This window comes from Pelagerythrobacter rhizovicinus, assembly GCF_004135625.1.
In the GTDB taxonomy this organism is placed as follows: Bacteria; Pseudomonadota; Alphaproteobacteria; order Sphingomonadales; family Sphingomonadaceae; genus Pelagerythrobacter; species Pelagerythrobacter rhizovicinus.
Genome location: NZ_SDPV01000001.1, coordinates 818,147 through 837,098, shown reverse-complemented (window position 1 = coordinate 837,098; position 18,952 = coordinate 818,147). Strand labels below are relative to the sequence as shown.

Below are 18,952 nucleotides of genomic sequence, written 5' to 3'. Positions count from 1 at the left end.
CCGGCCCGAAACGGCCGTGACCGAACGGCGAGGCGCGAGCGTGCGATGAATTACAATCAGATCTTCGATCAGGCGATCGACCGCCTGCACTCGGAAGGCCGTTACCGCGTCTTCATCGATATCATGCGCAACAAGGGCACCTTCCCCAACGCGCGCTGCTTCGCCGGGCACAACGGCCCGAAGCCGATCACCGTCTGGTGCTCGAACGACTACCTTTCGATGGGCCAGCATCCGAAAGTCATCGCGGCGATGGAAGAGGCGCTGCACGACGTCGGCGCCGGATCCGGCGGCACGCGCAACATCGGCGGCAACACGCACTTCCACGTCCAGCTCGAACGCGAGCTCGCCGACCTGCACGGCAAGGACGGCGCGCTGCTGTTCACCAGCGGCTACGTCTCCAACGACGCGACGCTCTCCACCCTGGCCAAGTTGCTGCCGGGCTGCGTGATCTTTTCCGACGAACTCAACCATGCAAGCATGATCGCCGGCATCCGCAACTCGGGCTGCGAGAAGCGCGTGTTCCGGCACAACGATCTCGAGCATCTGGAAGAGCTGCTCGCGGCCGAAGCGCCCGAAACGCCCAAGCTGATCGCGTTCGAGAGCGTTTACTCGATGGACGCCGACATCGCCCCGATCAACGCGATCTGCGACCTTGCCGAGAAGTACAACGCGCTGACCTACATCGACGAGGTCCACGCCGTCGGCATGTACGGCAAGCGCGGTGGCGGAATTTCGGAGCGGGACGAGGCCGCACACCGGATCGACATCATCGAAGGCACGCTGGGCAAGGCGTTCGGCGTCATGGGCGGCTATATCGCGGCCGACACGCGCGTGATCGACTGCATCCGCAGCTATGCGCCCGGGTTCATCTTCACCACCTCACTCAGCCCGGTTCTCGTCGCCGGCGTGCTCGCGGCGGTGCGGCACCTCAAGGAATCGAACGAGGAGCGCGAGGCGCAGCAGCGCAACGCCGCGCTGCTCAAGGCGAAGTTCGCCGCTGCCGGCCTGCCGGTCATGCCGAGCCAGACGCACATCGTGCCGCTGATGGTCGGCGATCCGGTGCGCGCGAAGAAGATCAGCGACATCCTGCTCGCCGAATATGGCGCCTACGTGCAGCCGATCAACTTCCCGACCGTGCCGCGCGGCACCGAGCGGCTGCGCTTCACTCCGGGCCCGTCGCACACCGAAGCGATGATGGACGAACTGACCGCCGCGCTGGTGGAGATCTGGGACCGTCTCCAACTGGAGCTCGCACAGGCAGCCTGAGCGCTGCCTCTGTTCGTGGCCGCTCGCGACGCTAGATAGCGGCAATGGACGAGACGGGATCACGGCAGTTGCGGGAGAATGCGCCTCTCCACGCGGTCTCCGCAATCCTCGCGCTGGTCTTCCTCATGCTGGCGCTGTTCGGCGATGCGTCCGATCCGCACGTGACGGGAGCGGCACACCGCGCTGCTCCCGCCGCTGCGCCGCCCGATGCCCTGCCCGCCAGTGCCGAGGACGAGGGCACGATCCTCTCCACCCTTCCCGCTGACGATGCGCGCGCGCGCAACGCCGCCGTTCCCTTTGCCGATACCGATCTCGCCGCCGCCCGGCCTTTCGCCTTTCACGGCAGCTCCGCAGACCGCACTCGGGCCCGCGACTGTCTCGCGCTTGCCGCGATGGCCGAGGCGGGCGCGGGAGAGCCTGACCAGCGCGCGGTGATGCAGGTGATCCTCAACCGGGTGCGCCATCCGGCCTTCGCAAACACGGTCTGCGGCGTGATCTTCCAAGGGTCCGAGCGGCCCACCGGGTGCCAGTTCACCTTCACTTGTGACGGCTCGCTCGCGCGGAGCTATTCCGAAGCCCTGTGGCGCGCGGCACGCCAGCGGGCTGAGGAGGCATTGGGCGGTTACGTCCACGCGCCGGTCGGCACGGCGACCCACTACCACGCAGACTACGTCTACCCCGCCTGGAGCGGCGAACTCGACAAGATTGCGGCGGTGGGCCCGCACCTGTTCTTCCGCTGGCGCGGCTGGTGGGGAAGCGGCGCGGCGATGTCTGCCCGTTACACAGGCGGCGAGCCCGATCCGCTGGCGCTGCGCAGGACTGCGCAGGAAGTCGATCGACCGGTGGAGCTTCTCCTCCCTCGACTTGCCGAACAGGGAATGGCGGTTCGTACGATCACCGCATCGGGCGGAGGCGAGGCGGAGGCGACTCCGGTCGGAGCAGCGGAGGCATCGACTGCGGCTCCGGCCTCTCCCGCGCCCGGCGTCCATTTCGTGCTCGTCGCGCGCGGGGATGCGCCGCAGACACTGGTCGAGCGCGCCCGCGCCCTGTGCCCGGGCGACGCCTATTGCCAGGTCTACGGTTGGGACGATGCGGCGGCGATTCCGGCCGAACTGCCGCTGACCGGCGAAGCCCGCCGCGTACTGCGCTTCAGTTTCCTGCCGGCGCGAAACGGCAATGCCGAGGCGATCTATTTCGACTGCCGCATCTTCGCCTCGCCGCCGGTGGGTGCCTGCCTTCCCCGCGCGAGGCCGTAGCCGGTCGCGCGGGGATGGCGGTCTGCTCAGCGCAGGCTCACCACGTTGTCGGTCACCGGCCGCTCGCGGTCGCCGCGGTAGAGGCTCGCCATCGGCTCGTCGCCCACCACGATCTGCTGCGCGTTGCCGAAGCCGTTGAAGCCGGTCTTCATCGCCGCGCCGTAGGCGCCGAGCATGCCGATCTCGATGTAGTCGCCCGCCTGGATGTCGCCGGGGAGCATGAAGGGCCCCTTCATGTAATCGGCATCGTCGCAGGTGGGGCCGTAGAAGGCGAACTCCTGCGGCGGATCGCGCAGATCGTCCTCCAGCGCCGAGACCGGAAAGCGCCAGTCGACATGCGCCGCATCGAACAGCGCGCCGTAAGCGCCGTCGTTGATGTAGAGCTCGTCCCCCCGCCGCTTCTCGACCCGCACCACGACCGAGGAATACTCGGCGCAGAGCGCGCGGCCGGGCTCGCACCACAGCTCGGCGTTATAGGCGATCGGCAGGTTCTCGAAGTGGCGGTGGATGACCTCGAAGTAGTCCTCCAGCGGCGGAGGCTCCATGTCCGGATAGACCGAGGGGAATCCGCCGCCGACGTCGACCACGTCGATCACCACGCTCGCCTCGGCCACCGCGGCGCGCACGCGCTCCAGCGCCTGAACATAGGCGAACGGCGTCATTGCCTGGCTCCCGACGTGGAAGCACACGCCCAGCCAGTCGCAGTGCTGGCGGGTCGCCTGCAGCAGCGGCGCAGCGTCGACCAGATCGGCGCCGAACTTGGATGCAAGGCTGAGCTCGGAGTAGTCGGACGAAACGCGAAGGCGCACCAGCAGGCGCAGGTCGGCAGCCGGCGTGCCGTCCTCGGCGGTGGTCGCCTCGACGATCTTGGCCAGTTCCTCGATCGTGTCGAGGCTGAACGTCTTCACGCCGTGTTCGAAGTAGGCCTCGCGAATCGCGCGCGGCGTCTTCACCGGATGCATGAAGCACAGCGTCGCTTCCGGCAGCATGGCGCGCACCAGGCGCACCTCTGCGATCGAGGCGACGTCGAAATGCGTCACGCCGCCCTTCCACAGAACCTGCAGCAGGTCGGGCGAAGGATTGGCCTTCACCGCATAGAGCGACTTGCCCGGAAACTTCTCGACGAAGAAACGCGCTGCGCGCTCCGCAGCGTGCGGGCGATTGAGGATGACCGGCTCGTCCGGCGCGAGAGCGCGAACTACAGACCGGGCGTCAGGATGGATGTGCAACTCAAGGGACCCCCAAACGGTTAAGTTCGAACGAGGCTGCCTTGCGGTTAGGAAGTCCCCTTGGGGCAGCGGGGTGCGCCTATAAGCTTCGCAGCGTGAACCGCAAGTGAAAACTCGTGCTTTTCCCTGCAACCGGAGAGGGGACGAAGCGGGGGTGCGGCGAGACGGGCCGTGCGGACCCTATTCCCCCAGAAGCGCGTCGACCACGCTCGGCGTCAGCGAGAGGAGCACGTTCACGTTTTCGCGCAGGTTCGCCATCGTGATTCCATGGTCGAGCACGACATAGCGCGTGACCCCGATCGTGCCGTTTGCCGGATCGCGCCAGGTGTTGACGGCAGCCTGCGACAGATTGGCCCGCGCAAGGCTCTCCGCGTTCACGGTCTCGTCGGGATCGAACCGGACCTGCATCATCACGCCCTGGCATCGGGCACTGCCGTTGGCCCCGCAGGCCGTACCGATCACGATGTAGTTGGTCCCCTCGGCATCGGTCGCAGACAGGCTGACGTCGCCAAACGTCCGCTCTTCTCTGACTGTGTGGCCCAGCGAGGTCACCACGACCCTCAGATCATCGAGATCGACCGATCTCACGAGGCGCTCCGCCGAATAGCCCTGGGCCTGCACCGGCGCGGGTGCAGCAATCGCGCTGGCAAGTGCAATCGCAGCGAGAAAATGGACTTTGCGCATCGATTTCCCCCAAACGTCTCCGGGCGATCCTTCCACGGACGGTTCCCCCCGCCAACCCCCGTCAACTCAACCGGTCGCGAAAATCTTCGTAGTCGAAGCTCTTCACCTGTTCGAGCGCGTCGGTTTCGCTGTCCCACAGCCAGATCGACGGCAACTGGACGCCGTTGAAGGTGTTGGTCTTCACCATCGAATAGTGCGCCTGGTCGAGAAAGGCGATTCGCTGGCCGGGCTCGCACGGCACCGGCAGGCGGTAATCGCCGATCACGTCGCCCGCGAGGCACGACGGGCCGCCGAGACGGACCAGGTCCCGAGTCCCCGCGAAGGCGGGGATCTCGGGCTGCGGAGTGCCGGATAGACTGAGGTCCCCGCCTTCGCGGGGACCCGGACCAGGTTCGTGCAGCATCGCCGGCCGGTAAGGCGCCTCGATCACATCGGGCATGTGGCAGGTGGCGGAGATGTCGGTCACCGCGAGCGGCATTCCGTTCCACATCGAATCGAGGATCGTTCCGACGAGGATCCCGGCATCGAGCGCCACGGCTTCGCCCGGCTCGAGGTAGATCTCCGCGCCGGTGTCCTCCTTCGCATCGCGCAGGAATTCAACGAGTTCCTCGCGCTGATAGTCGGCGCGGGTGATGTGGTGCCCGCCGCCCATATTGATCCACTTGAGCTGCCCGAACCACGGCTCGATCGCGTCGAACACCTTGTCCCACGTCCGCCGAAGCGGCTCGAAGTCCTGCTCGCACAAGTTGTGGAAGTGGATGCCGTCCACCTGCTCCATGATCTCGGGCGTGAGTTGGTCGATCGGAAAGCCGAGCCGCGAACCGGGCGACGAGGGATCGTAGCGCGGCACTTCGCCGCAGGGACACAGCGGATTGATCCGCAGGCCGACGTCGAAATCCTGTCCGCTCGCGCGCGCCTGATCGAGGATCAGCGCCGCGCGTTCGAGCTGGCCGGGCGAGTTGAAGATCACGTGATCCGACAGGCGGCAGACCTCCTCCAGCTCATCCGGCTTGTAGGCTGCCGAGTAGGTCGCGATCTCGCCGTCGTAGAACTCGCTCGCCAAGCGCGCTTCCCACAGGCCCGAGGTGCACACGCCGTCGAGATACTCCCCGACGATCGGCGCGACGCTCCACATCGAAAAGGCCTTGAGCGCGGCAAGCACCTTGATGTCCGCCGCATCGCGGATCTCGGCAAGCACCTGCAGGTTCGCACGCAGCTTCGCCGCGTCCACGACGAAGGCGGGGCTGTCGACGCGGTGAAGGTCGAAATGGGCGAATGCGCCCGGATCGCCGGCTCTGGTTTCCATCGGCTCAGGAACCTCCCGGATCGATATTCGCGGACGCGTGCTGCGCATCCCTGGCGAGCGGTACCACCTCGCGCAACAGCGCGGCGAGGAACAGACCCGGTTCCTCGAACATCGGCATGTGCGCCGAATGCTCGAACCAGACCAGCTCCTTGGAAGGCGCCTCGACTTCTTCAAGCCACTCGGCCGCGATCGGCGAAGGCACGGTATAGTCGTGCCGCCCGAGAAGGAACACCAGCGGCACCTCGACCCGCTCGACGTCCGCGAAGCTGACATCGGCGAGACGAGGCCAGAGCGTCGTCACCGTAAAGGCGCTGCCCTCGCCCCAGGCCTTGCGATCAGCGGGGCTGTAAAGCGGCGACAGGCGCGGCTGATGGAAATAGAGCGTCTCCACGGGCGGACGGTTGTACAGCAGCGAGCCGTACGGCATCGCGTACTTGCGCCAGCCGTCGGCCTGCTCGATCGTGAACGGGCCTGCCGCGGGATAGGGCGCGAGGGCATCGATCGCGGCGACCGCTTCCTCGTCCCCGGCAGCAAGCGCCTTGGCCCGCGTCCAGGCCATGCCAGCCTTCTCGCTTTCGCGGAAGTCGATGCCCTGCCCCACGCCGACATAAGCATGGAGCAGGTCCGGCCGCTCCAGCGCGACCGCCAGTCCGACGAACGAGCCCCAGCTGTGCCCCATCAGCACGACCTTGCGCTCGCCGTAGCGCTCCTGCAGCAACTCGATCAGTTCGATCGCATCGTCCCGGTACCGCTCCAGCGTCATCGTCGGGGCGAGCGCCTCGGGAGAGTTCAGCGGATAGGACCGCCCGGCGCCGCGCTGGTCGTAATGCACGACCGTGAAGAAGTCTTCCCACGGACGCTGGAAAGTCCAGGCGAAAGGCATCTCCACCGCGCCGGGCCCGCCGTGGACGAAGACCAGGATCGGATTGTCGCGGTCGGTCCCGCGAACGTTGACGACCTGCTTCGCGCCGCCGAGCGTGGCGACGAAGGTTTCCTCGACACCGTCCGGCGTCACGATCCGGTTCATGTCGGCGATGATCTCGCGCGCCGGCGCGTAGGGATCGCTCGCCGGCTCGGCGGCCGAGGCGGGGTGGCAAAGCGTCGCCGTCAGCGCCGCAGCAGCTGTCAGGACAGGCCTCAGCACCGTCAGAAGTCCACCGGCCCGTCGAGCTCCTTCACATTCCACGGCAGTCCGTGGTCGTTCAGCATGTCCATGAACGGATCGGGATCGAACTGCTCCATGTTGAACACACCCTCTCCCTTCCACGTGCCCTGAAGCACCATCGCGCTGCCGATCATCGCCGGAACGCCGGTGGTGTAGCTGACCGCCTGGTTGCCGGTTTCCTCGTAGGCATCCTCGTGGTCGCAGATATTGTTGATGTAGAACGTCTTCTCCCCCGATCCATCGAGCGCCTCGCCGGTCGCGATCACGCCGATGTTGGTCTTGCCCTTGGTCGTCTCGCCCAGCGTCTCGGGCTTCGGCAGCACGGCGGCGAGAAACTGCAGCGGGATGATGTCCTTGCCCTGGTAGCGGATCGGCTCGATCGAGGTCATGCCGACGTTCTGCAGCACGGTCAGGTGCGTGATGTACTGATCGCCGAAGGTCATCCAGAAGCGCGCGCGTTCCAGCTCAGGGACGAATTTCGCGAGGCTTTCCAGCTCCTCGTGGTACATCATGTACATGTTCTTCGGGCCGACCGCCTCGAAGTTGAACTCGACCCTTTCTGCCAGCGCAGGGGTCTCGACGAACTTCCCTTTCTCCCAGTGGCGCGCCGGCGCGGTGATCTCGCGGATGTTGATTTCGGGATTGAAGTTGGTCGCAAAATGCTGGCCGTGATCGCCGCCATTGCAGTCGAGGATGTCGAGCTGGCGGATGGTCTTCAGCTTGTGCTTCTTGAGCCACATGGTGAAGACGCTGGTCACGCCCGGGTCGAAGCCGCTGCCGAGCAGCGCCATGATCCCGGCCTCCTTGAAGCGGTCGTGGTAGGCCCACTGCCACTTGTATTCGAACTTCGCCTCGTCCTTCGGCTCGTAGTTCGCGGTGTCGAGATAGTCGACGCCGGCTTCGAGGCAGGCGTCCATGATCGGCAGATCCTGATAAGGCAGGGCGAGGTTGACCACCAGGCTCGGCTCGACCTTCCTGATCAGATTGACCATTGCCGGGACTTCCTCGGCGTCGATCTCGTACGTCGCGACCTGCTGGCCGGTACGCTCCTTCACCGAGTCGGCGATCGCGTCGCACTTGGCTTTCGTGCGGCTCGCAAGGTGGATCTGGCTGAAGATGTCGGGGTTCATCGCCATCTTGTGCACGCAGACCGAGCTGACCCCGCCTGCACCGATTACCAGCACTTTCGACATAATTGCTCCAATCCTACTGCTGATGAGCCTCCGCGAAGGCGGAGGCCTCGGGCCGCCTGGTCGTCCACTGCCTGCCCGAGGTCCCCGCCTGCGCGGGGACTCGCGAATAACGACGGCTCACATAGGGAAATGCGCTAGCAGGGCAACATGATCCACGAGACGATTCGAAAGCCGACCCGCGAAGGCGTGCTGCGCGCCGCCACGAAGATCGCCGAAATCCTTCCGCCCACCCCGCTGCTGCCGCTGGAGATCGGCGGCACGCGCCTGTGGGCGAAAGCCGAGGTGCTACAGCCCATCGGCGCGTTCAAGATCCGGGGCGCCTGGCACCGGCTAAGCGATCTCGGTGAGGAGGAGCGCACACGGGGCGTGGTCGCGGTCTCGAGCGGCAATCACGCCCAGGGCGTTGCCTGGGCCGCCAGGCGGCTCGGCATTGCCGCAACCATCGTCATGCCGCGCGACGCGCCGAAGGTGAAGCTGGAGGCGACCCGCGCGCTCGGGGCCGAGATCGTGCTCTACGACCGGCCCGGCGAGGACCGCGACGAGGTCGCCGCGCGCGAGGTCGAGCGGCGGGGCGCGGTGCTGGTCCACGCCTTCGCCGATCCGTGGGTGATCGAGGGTCAGGGCAGCGCCGGTATCGAGATCGCGCAGCAGCTCGGCCGCGAGCCCTCGCGCCTCGTCGCGCCCTGCGGCGGCGGCGGTCTCAGCGCCGGGCTCGCGCTCGCCTGCCCTTCGGCGCGCATCGTTCCGGTCGAGCCGGTCGGCTGGGACATGGTCGGGCGGAGCCTTGCCGCGGGCGAGATCGTCCACGCCGCGCCCGATGCGCCGAAGACCATCTGCGATGCGCTCCAGCCCAGCGCGACGAAGCCGATCAACCTCGATGTACTGCGCGGTCGTAGCGAGCCGGGTGTTTCGGTGACCGACGAGGAAGTGCGCGCCGCACAGCGCTTCGCCTTCGCGCAGCTGAAGCTGGTGGTCGAACCGGGCGGCGCGGCGGCGCTCGCGGCCGTGCTCGCCGGGAAAGTGCCGGTCGACGAGCATACGGTCATCCTGCTGACTGGCGGCAACTGCGATCCGGAAAGCTTCGCCGTCACGATAGGGGCGAAGTGATTCTCACAGTTTGACTTCTGCCTTTCGGCAACGCAGTTTCGCGGCTCGCAGGAGGGGGATTTCTCTATGCAGGCACAGATACTCGCACCGGCCGCCGTTCTCGTGGGCTGGACGCTCGTCATGCTCGTCTGGATGGCCGCTACCCGGCTGCCGGCGCTCTCGAAGATCGGCGGAATGGCCAATGCGAAGCCGGGCGGCCGCGGGCAGGATCTCGAAGGTGTGATCGACGACCGGATCAACTGGAAGTCGCACAACTATGCTCACCTGCTCGAGCAACCGACGCTGTTCTACGCGGTGGTCGCGATACTCGCGATCATGGGACCGCAGGCGCACGACGTGCTGTTCGCCTGGGCCTACGTTGCTATCCGTGTGATCCACTCGGTCTGGCAGGCGACGGTCAACAAGGTGAACGTGCGCTTCCTGCTGTTCATGCTCTCGACGGCGTGCCTCGCCGTGCTGACGGTCAGCGCCTTGATACTCACACTTTCTGCAGAACCGGGAGTCGCCGCATGATCGGAATGGCCATCCTGCAACCGCTCGTCGCGCTCATGGCCTGGACGATGGTCATGTGGCTGTGGATGTACGTGACGCGTATTCCGGCGATGAGCCGCGCGAAGATCGATCCCGACCAGATGACGCGCGATCCCGACGCGTCGCTCGACCGGTCGCTTCCGCCCGAGGTCCAGTGGAAAGCGCACAACTACAACCACCTGCACGAAGCGCCCACCGTGTTCTACGCGGTCGGGCTGGTTCTCGCGATCATCGGCCAGGGCGACGGTACGAACGCGCTGCTGGCGTGGATCTACGTCGGCTTACGCGTGATCCATTCGCTGGTGCAGGCCACCGCGAACAAGGTGATGGTGCGCTTTGTCCTGTTCGCGCTGTCGAGCCTGGTGCTGATCGCGCTAATCGTGCACGCGGCGATGGCGGTGTTCGAGTTTATCTGACGCGCGATGCGTCCCAGCGAAGGCTGGGACCTCAGGCCGCTGGTGCTCCGCCGGTGGAGGGAGGCCCCAGCCTGCGCTGGGGCTCGCTACTCCGCCGCCTCGGCTTCCTGCTTCGCGAACTCCAGCGTCGCGAGGAAACGTTCGGCGTCGAGCGCGGCCATGCACCCGGTGCCGGCGGCGGTGACGGCCTGGCGGTAGGTGTGGTCCATCACGTCGCCGCAGGCGAAAACGCCCGGGATCGCGGTCTTGGGCGTGCCCGGCTCGACGATCAGGTAGCCGCTCTCGTCCATCTCGAGCTTGCCCTTGAACAGCTCGGTCGCCGGGGCATGGCCGATCGCCACGAAGGCGCCGTCGACCTCAAGCTTCGAGATTTCGCCGGTCACGGTGTCCTTGAGCACGAGGTGCGTCAGTCCGCCCGATGCCGGATCCCCCTCGAAGCTTTCGACCGCCTTGTTCCACAGGGTCGAGATCTTGTCCGACTTGAACAGCCGTTCCTGCAGGATCTTCTCCGCGCGCAGTTCGTCGCGGCGATGGATCAGGGTCACGTCGTCAGAATGGTTGGTGAGGTAGAGCGCTTCCTCCACCGCGGTGTTGCCGCCGCCGATCACCGCGACTTTCTTGCCGCGATAGAAGAACCCGTCGCAGGTCGCGCAGGCGGAAACGCCCTTGCCGCCCAGTTCCTGCTCGCCCGGCGCGCCAAGCCACTTGGCCTGCGCGCCGGTCGCAATGACCAGCGTGTCGCCAATATATTCGTCGCCGCTGTCGCCGATCGCGCGGAACGGCGGGCCCTTGTCGACCTCGACCGAGACGATCGTGTCCCACATCATGCGCGTGCCGACATGCTCGGCCTGGGCCTGCATCTCCTGCATCAGCCACGGGCCCTGGATCACGTCCTTGAAGCCGGGATAGTTTTCGACGTCGGTGGTGATCGTGAGCTGCCCGCCGGGCTGAAGGCCCTGCACCACGATCGGCTCCATCATCGCGCGCGCGCCGTAGATCGCGGCCGAGAGGCCGGCGGGACCGGAGCCGATGATGAGCATCCTGGTGCGGTGGGTAGCCATGCGAGATTTCCGTTCCGATTGAATGACGATCCGACCCTCAGGTGGGTCAGGATTCGACGAGATGCAAGCGCAGCGCCTCGCGCCGGGCCTCGTCCACCTCCAGCACATCGGCGAGGAAGGCGTCGAGCGAGCCGTGCGCCTCCTCCACAGCTTTGCGCATGGCATGGAGATAGCGCGCGTCGACGCCCATCAGTATGCGGATCGTCTCGTCGTCGACTGCACCGTACTTGGCCCGTATCGTTTCACCGCCCGCAGCGATGCGTGCCTCGATGTTGCCGGCGACATTGGTGAGGAGGAAATCCTCCATCGCGTCGTCGGGGTGCACGCCGAGCGCATGATGAAGCAGCGCTACCGCCATGCCGGTGCGGTCCTTGCCCGCGAGGCAGTGGACGAGGCTCGCCCCTTCTCCCCGCGCCAGCGTCGCGAAGTACCGGCGCATGACCCACAGCACCGGCTGGCGGTTGGGAAGGTTGCGGTAGATGCGCTCCATCGCCCGGTGCGCGCCCTCGCGCGTGAGGACGCCGCCTGCGGCTTCGATATGAGGGGCGAGATTGGCGGTCTCCCCCTCGTAGGCGATGATCTCGGCGCAGAAGCCGTCCGCTCGGCGGCAGGGATAGTTCTGCCGCTCGCTTTCCCCGCGAAAATCGATCACGTGGCGCAAGTCGAGCGTGGCGATCACCGCGAGATCGGCATCGCTCGCGCCGACGTGCTGGCCGGATCGGTAGAGCAGTCCGCTCCGCATGCGCCCGCCGCCAGCGATCGGATAGCCGCCATAGTCCCGGAAGTTGTGCACGCCCTCGAGCGCGACGACACGCTGGTTGTTCATGGAGGAGGCCCCTGCCATCTCGCCCGGCGCGGCACAAGCCGCAGCGGGTCAGTGCGCGGCCCCGCGCCCCGCAAGGTCGGAAGTGAAGGTTTCGGTCCACTGCTGAACGTTGTCCCTGGTCACCGTCTCCATCATGTTTTCCCACCGCTGCCGGCGCTCTTCGAGGGGCATGTCGAGCGCAGTGTGGATCGCGTGCGCGAGATCGTCGGGGCTGTGCGGGTTCACCAGCACCGCGTCCGTCAACTGCAGCGCGGCCCCAGCGAAACGCGACAGGATCAGGACGCCGGGATCCTCCGGGTCCTGCGCCGCGACGTATTCCTTGGCCACGAGGTTCATCCCGTCGCGCAGCGGAGTGACCAGGCCGATCTTCGCCGCACGGTAGAAACCGCACAATTCGGCCAGGGTGTGGCCTCGGTTGACGTAGCGGATCGGCACGATATCGACTTCGGTGCGCGCGCCGTTGATCTGGCCGATCTTCTGCTCGAGCGTCGCGCGGATGACCTGATAGGATTCGACGTTCTCGCGGCTCGGCGGAGCGATCTGGATGAACACGATGTCGCGCACCCGCTCCGGATAGTTGTCGAAGAAGCGCCCGATTCCGTCGATCCGTTCCGGCAGACCCTTGGAATAGTCGAGCCGGTCGACGCCGATCATCGCCGTGCGCCGCCGCGTGCTCGACAGCAGCCGTTGCGCCGCCTGCCGCGCCTCCCCCGTGTCGGCCTGCGCCCGAAGGTGCTCGTAATCGATGCCGATCGGATAGGCCCGCGCCACCGTTTCCCGGCCTTCGTAGGTGATCGTCCCCGTCGCCTCGTCCACCTCGGCGCCGAGTTCCTTCTCGCAATAGTGGACGAAGCTCTCGAGCCATTCCTCGGTCTGGAAGCCGATCAGGTCGTATTCGAGCATCGTCTGAACCAGCCGCTCGTGGAACGGCAGCGAGACGAACAGGCGCGTCGGCGGCCAGGGCGTGTGGAGGAAGAAGCCAATGCGATTCCTGATCCCGCGCGAGCGCAGGCGCGCGCCGAGCGGGATCAGGTGGTAGTCGTGCACCCAGACGAGATCGTCAGGCTCGATCAGCGGCCCGACGCTGTCGGCGAACCGCTCGTTGACGCGTTCGTAGCCCCTGCCCGTCTCGCGTTCGTATTCGGTCAGGTCGAGGCGGAAATGAAACAGCGGCCACAGCGTCGCGTTGGCGTAGCCGTTGTAGTATTCCTCGACGTCCTGGTGCGGCAGGTCGACCGTGGCGGTGGTCACCCCCTGGTGCCGCTGCATGTTGATATCGCCGGTGAACTCCTCGCACTCCTGCCCGGACCATCCGAACCAGATGCCGCCGTGCTTCTTGAGAGCCGCGTTGAGCGCCCCCGCCAGACCGCCTTGTGCCCCCGCGACCCCGCGAGCCTTGGGGACGGCGACCCGATTCGATATGACGACGAGACGACTTATCGCACTTCACTCCACGGTTTGGACAGCAGGCCGGCGCAGTTGATTATCCCTACAAGCGAGTAGGTCTGGGGGAAGTTCCCCCACAGTTCGCCGGTGTCGAAATCGAGATCTTCGGAGAGCATTCCGGAAGCCGTGCGGTGCGACAGCATGGTCTCGAACAGGCCGCGCGCCTCCTCGTCGCGGCCGGCCATGTGGAGCGCCTCGATCAGCCAGAAGGTGCAGACGTTGAACGCGGTTTCGGGCAGGCCGAAGTCGTCCTCGCTGGCATAGCGCAGCATGTGCTCCCCGCGGCGCAGCGCCTTCTCGATCGCGGCAAAGGTCGTGCGGAAGCGTGGGTCGTCGGGCCGCAGGAAGCGCAGCTCGACCATCTGCAGCAGGCTGGCGTCGAGATAGTCGCTCTGAAAGCTGGCACCGTAGTGCCCGCCAGCCTCGCCCTCGACCCACGCCTCCTGCTCGATGCGCTCGCGTATCGCGTCTGCCCGCTCACGCCAGAGGCGGTGCCGATCGCCCTTGCCCAGATGGGCCGCGACATTGGCAAGACGATCGCAGGCCGCCCAGCACATGACCGCGGAATAGGTGTGCACCTCCTGCCGGGTACGGAATTCCCAAAGGCCGGCGTCGGGCTGATCGTGCATCTTCCACGCCATCTCGCCCACCTTCTCCAGGCTGGCGAAGTCGTGGTCGTCGCCCATGCGCAGCAGCCGCCGGTCGAAGAACGCCTGCGCGGTCGGCATGACGATCTGGCCATAGCAGTCGTGCTGGACCTGGAAATAGGCCGCGTTACCGATCCGCACCGGTCCCATGCCGCGATAGCCGGCTAGGTGCGCGGCGGTGCTTTCGTCGAGCACGGTGTCGCCCATCACCGAATAGAGCGGCTGGATCTGCCCGCCCTGCGCCGAATCGACGATGTTGCGCAGGTAGGACAGGTATTTCTCGAGCACGTCGAGCGCACCGATCCGGTTGAGCGCCTGAACCGTGAAGTAGGAGTCGCGAATCCAGCAGAAGCGGTAGTCCCAGTTGCGCTCGCTGTGCGGCGCCTCGGGGATCGAGGTGGTCAGTGCCGCGACGATCGCGCCGGTCTCCTCGTGCTGGCACAGCTTGAGCGCGATGGCGCAGCGGATCACTTCGTCCTGCCACTGCAGCGGAATGTGCAGACCGCGCACCCACAGCGTCCAGTACTTGCGCGTCAGCTCGTCCATCTGGCGCAACTCGGCGCGCAGGTTGCCGGAGAACGGCTCGTCCGGGCCCAGGAAGAAGTGCTGGTCGCTCTCGACGCGGTAGGTGCGGCCGGAAAGGACATAGCCGACCGGGGCGTCGGTGCTCATGCGCATGGCCTGCCCGCCGACGAGATAGCGGATGTGGTTGGTGCCGTTGGTCGTCTCGGCGAGCTGCGCCCCGTAGTTCCGCGCCGGACGCAGCACCACTTTCATCCGCGGGGTGCCGGCGATCGGATGAACGATGCGGACATAGGCGACCGGGCGGTACATGCGGCCCGAGCGTTCGAAGCGCGGGCAGAAGTCGCGGATCTCGACCGCGCTGCCGTCTTCCGCCTCGAGCCGGGTGACGAGGATCGGAGTATTGCGCTCGTAGTACTGGGTGGCGGCGACCTGTCCCTCGAGCTCGAAGCGCCAGACGCCGAGGTCCTCCTCGTCGCCGTTCAGCAGCGAGCAGAACACCGGATCGCCGTCCACCCGCGGCACGCAGCCCCAGACGAGCGCGCCCTCGCGGTCGATCAGGCCGCTGACCTGGCAGTTCCCGATGGGCCAGAGCTCGAGCGAGGTTTGATGCGGATCGGTCACAGGCTCAACCATTCGTAGACGGCGGGAACGTCGGGCAGGCGATAGCGCGCGGCAGTGGGCGCGCGATCGCCGACGAGGATGCCGAAGCCGCCTGCCTCCTCGCATGCGATCATGCCATCCTCGTCGGTCACGTCGTCCCCGACGAACACGGGCAGAGCGCCGGCGAACGGCCGCAGTGCGAGGAAAGCCCGCACGGCACCGCCCTTGTCGGCGCCGGTCTGGGTGAGCTCGACCACGCCCTTGCCCGGCTTGATCGCGAGCTCGAACCGGGCGGCGACTTCGTCCGCCAGCGCCTCCGCCAGCGCGGCGCGTTCGGGGTTGGCGCGATAATGCAGCGCCGCACCGTGTGGCTTGGCCTCCAGCATCAGGCCGAGCTCGCGCGCGCCGGAGCGCAGAGCCTCGAGGGCACCGGGCGCGATTGCGAGCGCCGGGTCGCCAATCGCAACGCCCGCGGCATCTCTGCGCGCGGCGCCGTGGGAGCCGGCGCAGGCGATCCCGTCGATCGGACAATGTCCGCCGAGATCCTCGAGCGAACGGCCCGAGACCAGCGCAAGCCGCCCGCCAAGACGATCCCCCAGCGCCCGCAGCCGCGGGCCGAGATCGGGCGGCACGTCGATCGCGCCCGGCGCGTGCGCCAGGTTCACCAGAGTGCCGTCGAAGTCGAGAAACAGCGCGATTTCGCGCGCGCCCGCCAACCGGCCCAGGGGCGGCGGCGGAGGAAGGTCGATCACATCGCTCATCCGCGCTGCCTCTTACCCGCGCGGCGCGCGAGGTCAAACGCGAATACGATTTCCTTGGGTTGCCCGGTCCGCAGGCCGTGACGGGAAAGCGCGAAGCTTTCTGTTCGACCATGGAGGAGCGCGACACCCGCTGTGCCGTTTGCACGGCCGAAGGTGCGGGCACGGCTGCGACGGCGGCGGACATGCGAAGTCATCCGGCGGCGAACCCGGACATGACGCCATGGGAAACAAAGGAACCGCGCGGCCGGCGCGTCGCCAGGGGCGTGCGCTGGATATGGGGCAGGCGGGCGGCGATTTGTCCTGTCTGCGAACGGCCGGAGTACGCTCATCCGCGGCGCGTCCGGCTCGGCTCTGTTTCACAGCGATCGGCAGGCGGAGGGCAAGAGCTCGCGCACAGTCCCCCCGGCCCCGCGGCTGATCCGCCGCGCCACCGGCGCCCGCGTCCGCCTTGCCGCGGGAGAGCCTGCCACGTTTGGCAGGATGCCCGGCAGGCGCTGGGGCGCACATCCGAATCGCGGCTTCCGGCTGTAGGTTCGGGTCGAGCTCGACGGTCTGACCATGACCGCCCGCCCACGCGCACCCGCGCCGGCCGCGTCGCCGCCCGGCAAGCCGGACGGCGAAGGAGGGGAGGCAAGCCGGTCTCGCCCGCTCCCGGTCCTCGTGCCCCTGTGAGGTTCAGGGGCGGCGACGTTGCTAACCTATTTGGTTACGAATGTCAAGAGCAAGGTTTGCCGGTCTCCTCCCGTTTCGCCGCCTTGTCATCCCTAGTCGCGACGTGAGCCCATTCGCGCGCAATGTCTTGCGGCGAGCAATCCGGCGGCCGCCGGAGGCAGGGCCGGATCGGCCGCGTCTCCTCCACGCTACCTCATCGTCGACAGCCCCCGGCGGCGGGTTTGCGCTTCCTCGGCGACGAGGCGGCTGCCGCAGCGTTCGGCCTCTCGCCAAACGGCATCGGCGGCTGCGGGGCTTCCCGCCGCGTTCGCCCTCGCTTCGAAACAGGCGAGCCGGAGGCGATCGCTGGGATGAAGCCGACCGAATCGTTGCGCCATGTCGAGCGCCTCCGCCCCGCCCAACCCGACCGCGAGGCGCAGAAAGACCTCGGTTGCGGTCGGGTTCAGGACGCCGGTTACCGTGCCCGCCGCAACATCGAAGCCATACTGGTCGAACCATCCGGCAGCAGGATTGGCCGCGACGATGTTGAGCGAAACCGAGAGGCTTTCGGGCGGCAGCTGCCGGTGAACATCGCGGTGCGCGCGGTAGTGCATCAGCTTGCCGGGGCTCAGCGTGCTTCGTTCGACGAAGCGCAGCTCCGCCGTCTCGCCGCACCTGCCCACGACCGCCTCGTAGTCGTACTCGTAGTAGTCGCTGCTATAGCCCGGTCCGAAGTAACCCACTGTCAGAAAGTCGAAATTATGATCGTGCGGAATCCCGTAGACGAAGCTGCGCGCGCCGCTGGTACGAAAGGCATGATCGCGCTCCGACGGCCAGACGTTCGCACGCAGGAAGAAGCCCTCGCGCATGCCCGAAAGCACGATCGCCTGCGGACCATAGGCGCTCTCGGCCGTTTCCCGGGCGCCGCAAGCGGCGAGCGTCTCGACGATCAGATCGCCGAGGAAATGCGGATCGTTGCCGAGGCGCCGGAGCCACAGCGCGCCATGCGCCAGGCTGTCCTCGTCGCGCGGGTCGAAGCCGTGAGCGTCCAGCGCCTCGACCGCCTCGCCCAGCGAGCACGACCAGGCCTCCTTCACCTCCGCCATCACGCGCGGCATGGCCGGTGTTCCCCTTCCGCGGCGGCAAGTTGCGGATAACCCGCAAGCAGCTCGGTGCGCAGGGCGCACGCCGGCCCATGAAGGGGATCGGCCGCATCGCGAGCCAGCTGCGACAGCTCGCGAAAGCCCGCCGCGCTGTCGAGCGCCAGGCATTCGCGCAGGGCCTGCCACCGCAGGCTGTCGCTGCCCGTCCGGACCAAGCGGGCGATCGCCGGCACCGCGTCCTCCCGCTGCATTGCGCCGAGCAGTGCGAGCATCAGTTCTCGTCGGCTCTCGTCGCATGCGCCCGCCGCCCGATGCAGCAGCGCACCATCGGAAAGCCGGTACTCCACGCTGGGGCGCGGCGCAGCCGCCTGACGCGCAAGCCGGAGCAGTACCAGCCGTCCCTCAACCCGGTCGACCAGCTTGGTCTCGCGCAAACCGGCGAACGAGAGGCGGGTGCCCGCGGCGATGCGAATGGTCTTGCAGGTCAGTTCGGCCCTGTTCCGCTGCCCTTCCTTCGCAGACACCCGCCGCGCTTCGGCCGCGCCGGCAAGGCATATTTCGTGCCGCTCGCCGTCGGTGAAGCAGACCGAAGCCGGCGGCGCCTCGCTTTCGGGCGGCGCGTACAGCATCAGCGAGAGCGTGGCCCGGCCGGACTGGGCTAGCTGGAGCACGGCAAGGCCGTCGCCATACCGATGCCGGAAGGGAACGTGCCCGAGCGGGTTTTCGCGCAAGCCCTCGATCATCGCCCCGGTCAGCGCATCGATGTGGCTGCGTGCAACATCTGTCTCCGCCACGAGCGCGGCCAGCGGGGGGCAGTCGGCAAGCCGAGCGCCCCGATCGTAGCGTTCCAGCGCCCGCAGCATCGCAGCCGTTCGCGGCTCGATCAGCCAGTCGGCCTTGATCCGCTCCAGCTCTGCCTGCGCGCGGTGCTGCAGGGCGGCGTTCTCGCGCAGCGCTTCGATCGCGGGATCGATCCGCACGGGCGCGCCGCTCAGAGCAGGCCGGGCGCGGATCCGGAGACGGTCTCGTAGAGATAGACCATGATGATCACCACGCGATCGTCGGTCGTGGCCCTCGCCGCGTCCGACAGGCTGCCGAACATGCCTGCGGCTTCGTCCAGCGCCGGTAGCGACGACGGGTCGATCTTCGGAAAGTTCATCTTGCGCATCCTCCTCGAGC

At 67.1% G+C, this 18,952-nt stretch carries 18 protein-coding genes; 5 read left to right on the top strand and 13 right to left on the bottom strand.

What is annotated here, in order from left to right:
• The first annotated feature begins 45 nt into the window (after positions 1 to 45).
• Positions 46 to 1,266: a 5-aminolevulinate synthase gene (gene hemA / locus ETX26_RS04075; RefSeq protein WP_129523386.1), complete on the top strand. Its 1,221-nt coding sequence runs from the start codon at positions 46 to 48 to the stop codon at positions 1,264 to 1,266.
• 44 nt (positions 1,267 to 1,310) lie between these two features.
• On the top strand, positions 1,311 to 2,522 hold the full coding sequence (locus ETX26_RS04070) for a cell wall hydrolase (protein ID WP_129523385.1): 1,212 nt from the start codon (positions 1,311 to 1,313) through the stop codon (positions 2,520 to 2,522).
• Between the two features lie 26 nt (positions 2,523 to 2,548).
• On the opposite strand, the gene ETX26_RS04065 is transcribed toward ETX26_RS04070, so the two are convergent.
• The 5 genes from ETX26_RS04065 to ETX26_RS04045 form a co-directional block, all read right to left on the bottom strand.
• Complete coding sequence (locus tag ETX26_RS04065) at positions 2,549 to 3,751, bottom strand: type III PLP-dependent enzyme domain-containing protein (RefSeq protein ID WP_129523384.1); 1,203 nt, start codon at positions 3,749 to 3,751, stop codon at positions 2,549 to 2,551.
• Positions 3,752 to 3,931: 180 nt separating this feature from the next.
• Entirely contained in the window at positions 3,932 to 4,435 is a 504-nt protein-coding gene (locus tag ETX26_RS04060) for a type III secretion system chaperone family protein (RefSeq protein ID WP_129523383.1), read from the bottom strand.
• Between the two features lie 61 nt (positions 4,436 to 4,496).
• Positions 4,497 to 5,741, bottom strand: a complete 1,245-nt coding sequence (locus tag ETX26_RS04055; protein WP_129523382.1) for a carboxynorspermidine decarboxylase — start codon at positions 5,739 to 5,741, stop codon at positions 4,497 to 4,499.
• Positions 5,742 to 5,745: 4 nt separating this feature from the next.
• Entirely contained in the window at positions 5,746 to 6,885 is a 1,140-nt protein-coding gene (locus tag ETX26_RS04050; protein ID WP_225425495.1) for an alpha/beta fold hydrolase, read from the bottom strand.
• 2 nt (positions 6,886 to 6,887) lie between these two features.
• A complete protein-coding gene (locus ETX26_RS04045) occupies positions 6,888 to 8,099 on the bottom strand; it encodes a saccharopine dehydrogenase family protein (protein WP_129523381.1) in 1,212 nt (403 codons plus the stop codon).
• A gap of 147 nt (positions 8,100 to 8,246) precedes the next feature.
• Here ETX26_RS04045 and ETX26_RS04040 point away from each other — a divergent pair, with 147 nt between their 5' ends.
• The 3 genes from ETX26_RS04040 to ETX26_RS04030 all read left to right on the top strand — a co-directional run bounded on the left by ETX26_RS04040 (position 8,247) and on the right by ETX26_RS04030 (position 10,153).
• Entirely contained in the window at positions 8,247 to 9,206 is a 960-nt protein-coding gene (locus ETX26_RS04040) for a threonine ammonia-lyase (RefSeq protein ID WP_129523380.1), read from the top strand.
• 66 nt (positions 9,207 to 9,272) lie between these two features.
• The gene (locus ETX26_RS04035; RefSeq protein WP_129523379.1) at positions 9,273 to 9,719 is read left to right on the top strand and encodes an MAPEG family protein; all 447 of its coding nucleotides are present in this window, start codon (positions 9,273 to 9,275) and stop codon (positions 9,717 to 9,719) included.
• Positions 9,716 to 10,153 carry an MAPEG family protein gene (locus tag ETX26_RS04030; RefSeq protein ID WP_129523378.1) on the top strand — a complete coding sequence of 146 codons (438 nt, stop codon included), beginning with the start codon at positions 9,716 to 9,718 and terminating at the stop codon, positions 10,151 to 10,153. Before ETX26_RS04035 ends, ETX26_RS04030 begins: the two co-directional genes overlap by 4 nt.
• Positions 10,154 to 10,239: 86 nt before the next feature.
• Here the strand turns inward: ETX26_RS04030 and trxB are convergent, their stop codons facing one another.
• The 8 genes from trxB to ETX26_RS14230 all read right to left on the bottom strand — a co-directional run bounded on the left by trxB (position 10,240) and on the right by ETX26_RS14230 (position 18,932).
• Entirely contained in the window at positions 10,240 to 11,214 is a 975-nt protein-coding gene (gene trxB, locus ETX26_RS04025; RefSeq protein ID WP_129523377.1) for a thioredoxin-disulfide reductase, read from the bottom strand.
• 46 nt (positions 11,215 to 11,260) lie between these two features.
• Positions 11,261 to 12,040 (bottom strand): tyrosine-protein phosphatase, encoded by a 780-nt coding sequence (locus ETX26_RS04020; RefSeq protein ID WP_129523376.1) that lies wholly within the window; start codon positions 12,038 to 12,040, stop codon positions 11,261 to 11,263.
• Positions 12,041 to 12,088: 48 nt separating this feature from the next.
• Positions 12,089 to 13,480, bottom strand: coding sequence for an alpha,alpha-trehalose-phosphate synthase (UDP-forming) (locus ETX26_RS04015; RefSeq protein ID WP_129523375.1), 1,392 nt, complete (start codon positions 13,478 to 13,480; stop codon positions 12,089 to 12,091).
• The gene (locus tag ETX26_RS04010) at positions 13,477 to 15,291 is read right to left on the bottom strand and encodes a glycoside hydrolase family 15 protein (protein ID WP_129523374.1); all 1,815 of its coding nucleotides are present in this window, start codon (positions 15,289 to 15,291) and stop codon (positions 13,477 to 13,479) included. Before ETX26_RS04010 ends, ETX26_RS04015 begins: the two co-directional genes overlap by 4 nt.
• The gene (gene otsB / locus ETX26_RS04005; RefSeq protein WP_129523373.1) at positions 15,276 to 16,019 is read right to left on the bottom strand and encodes a trehalose-phosphatase; all 744 of its coding nucleotides are present in this window, start codon (positions 16,017 to 16,019) and stop codon (positions 15,276 to 15,278) included. Before otsB ends, ETX26_RS04010 begins: the two co-directional genes overlap by 16 nt.
• An 860-nt stretch (positions 16,020 to 16,879) precedes the next feature.
• Positions 16,880 to 17,788: a transposase gene (locus tag ETX26_RS04000; RefSeq protein WP_129523372.1), complete on the bottom strand. Its 909-nt coding sequence runs from the start codon at positions 17,786 to 17,788 to the stop codon at positions 16,880 to 16,882.
• Positions 17,776 to 18,753, bottom strand: a complete 978-nt coding sequence (locus tag ETX26_RS03995; protein ID WP_129523371.1) for a hypothetical protein — start codon at positions 18,751 to 18,753, stop codon at positions 17,776 to 17,778. Before ETX26_RS03995 ends, ETX26_RS04000 begins: the two co-directional genes overlap by 13 nt.
• Positions 18,754 to 18,764: 11 nt before the next feature.
• Positions 18,765 to 18,932: a hypothetical protein gene (locus ETX26_RS14230; protein WP_165271686.1), complete on the bottom strand. Its 168-nt coding sequence runs from the start codon at positions 18,930 to 18,932 to the stop codon at positions 18,765 to 18,767.
• Positions 18,933 to 18,952: the final 20 nt, after the last annotated feature.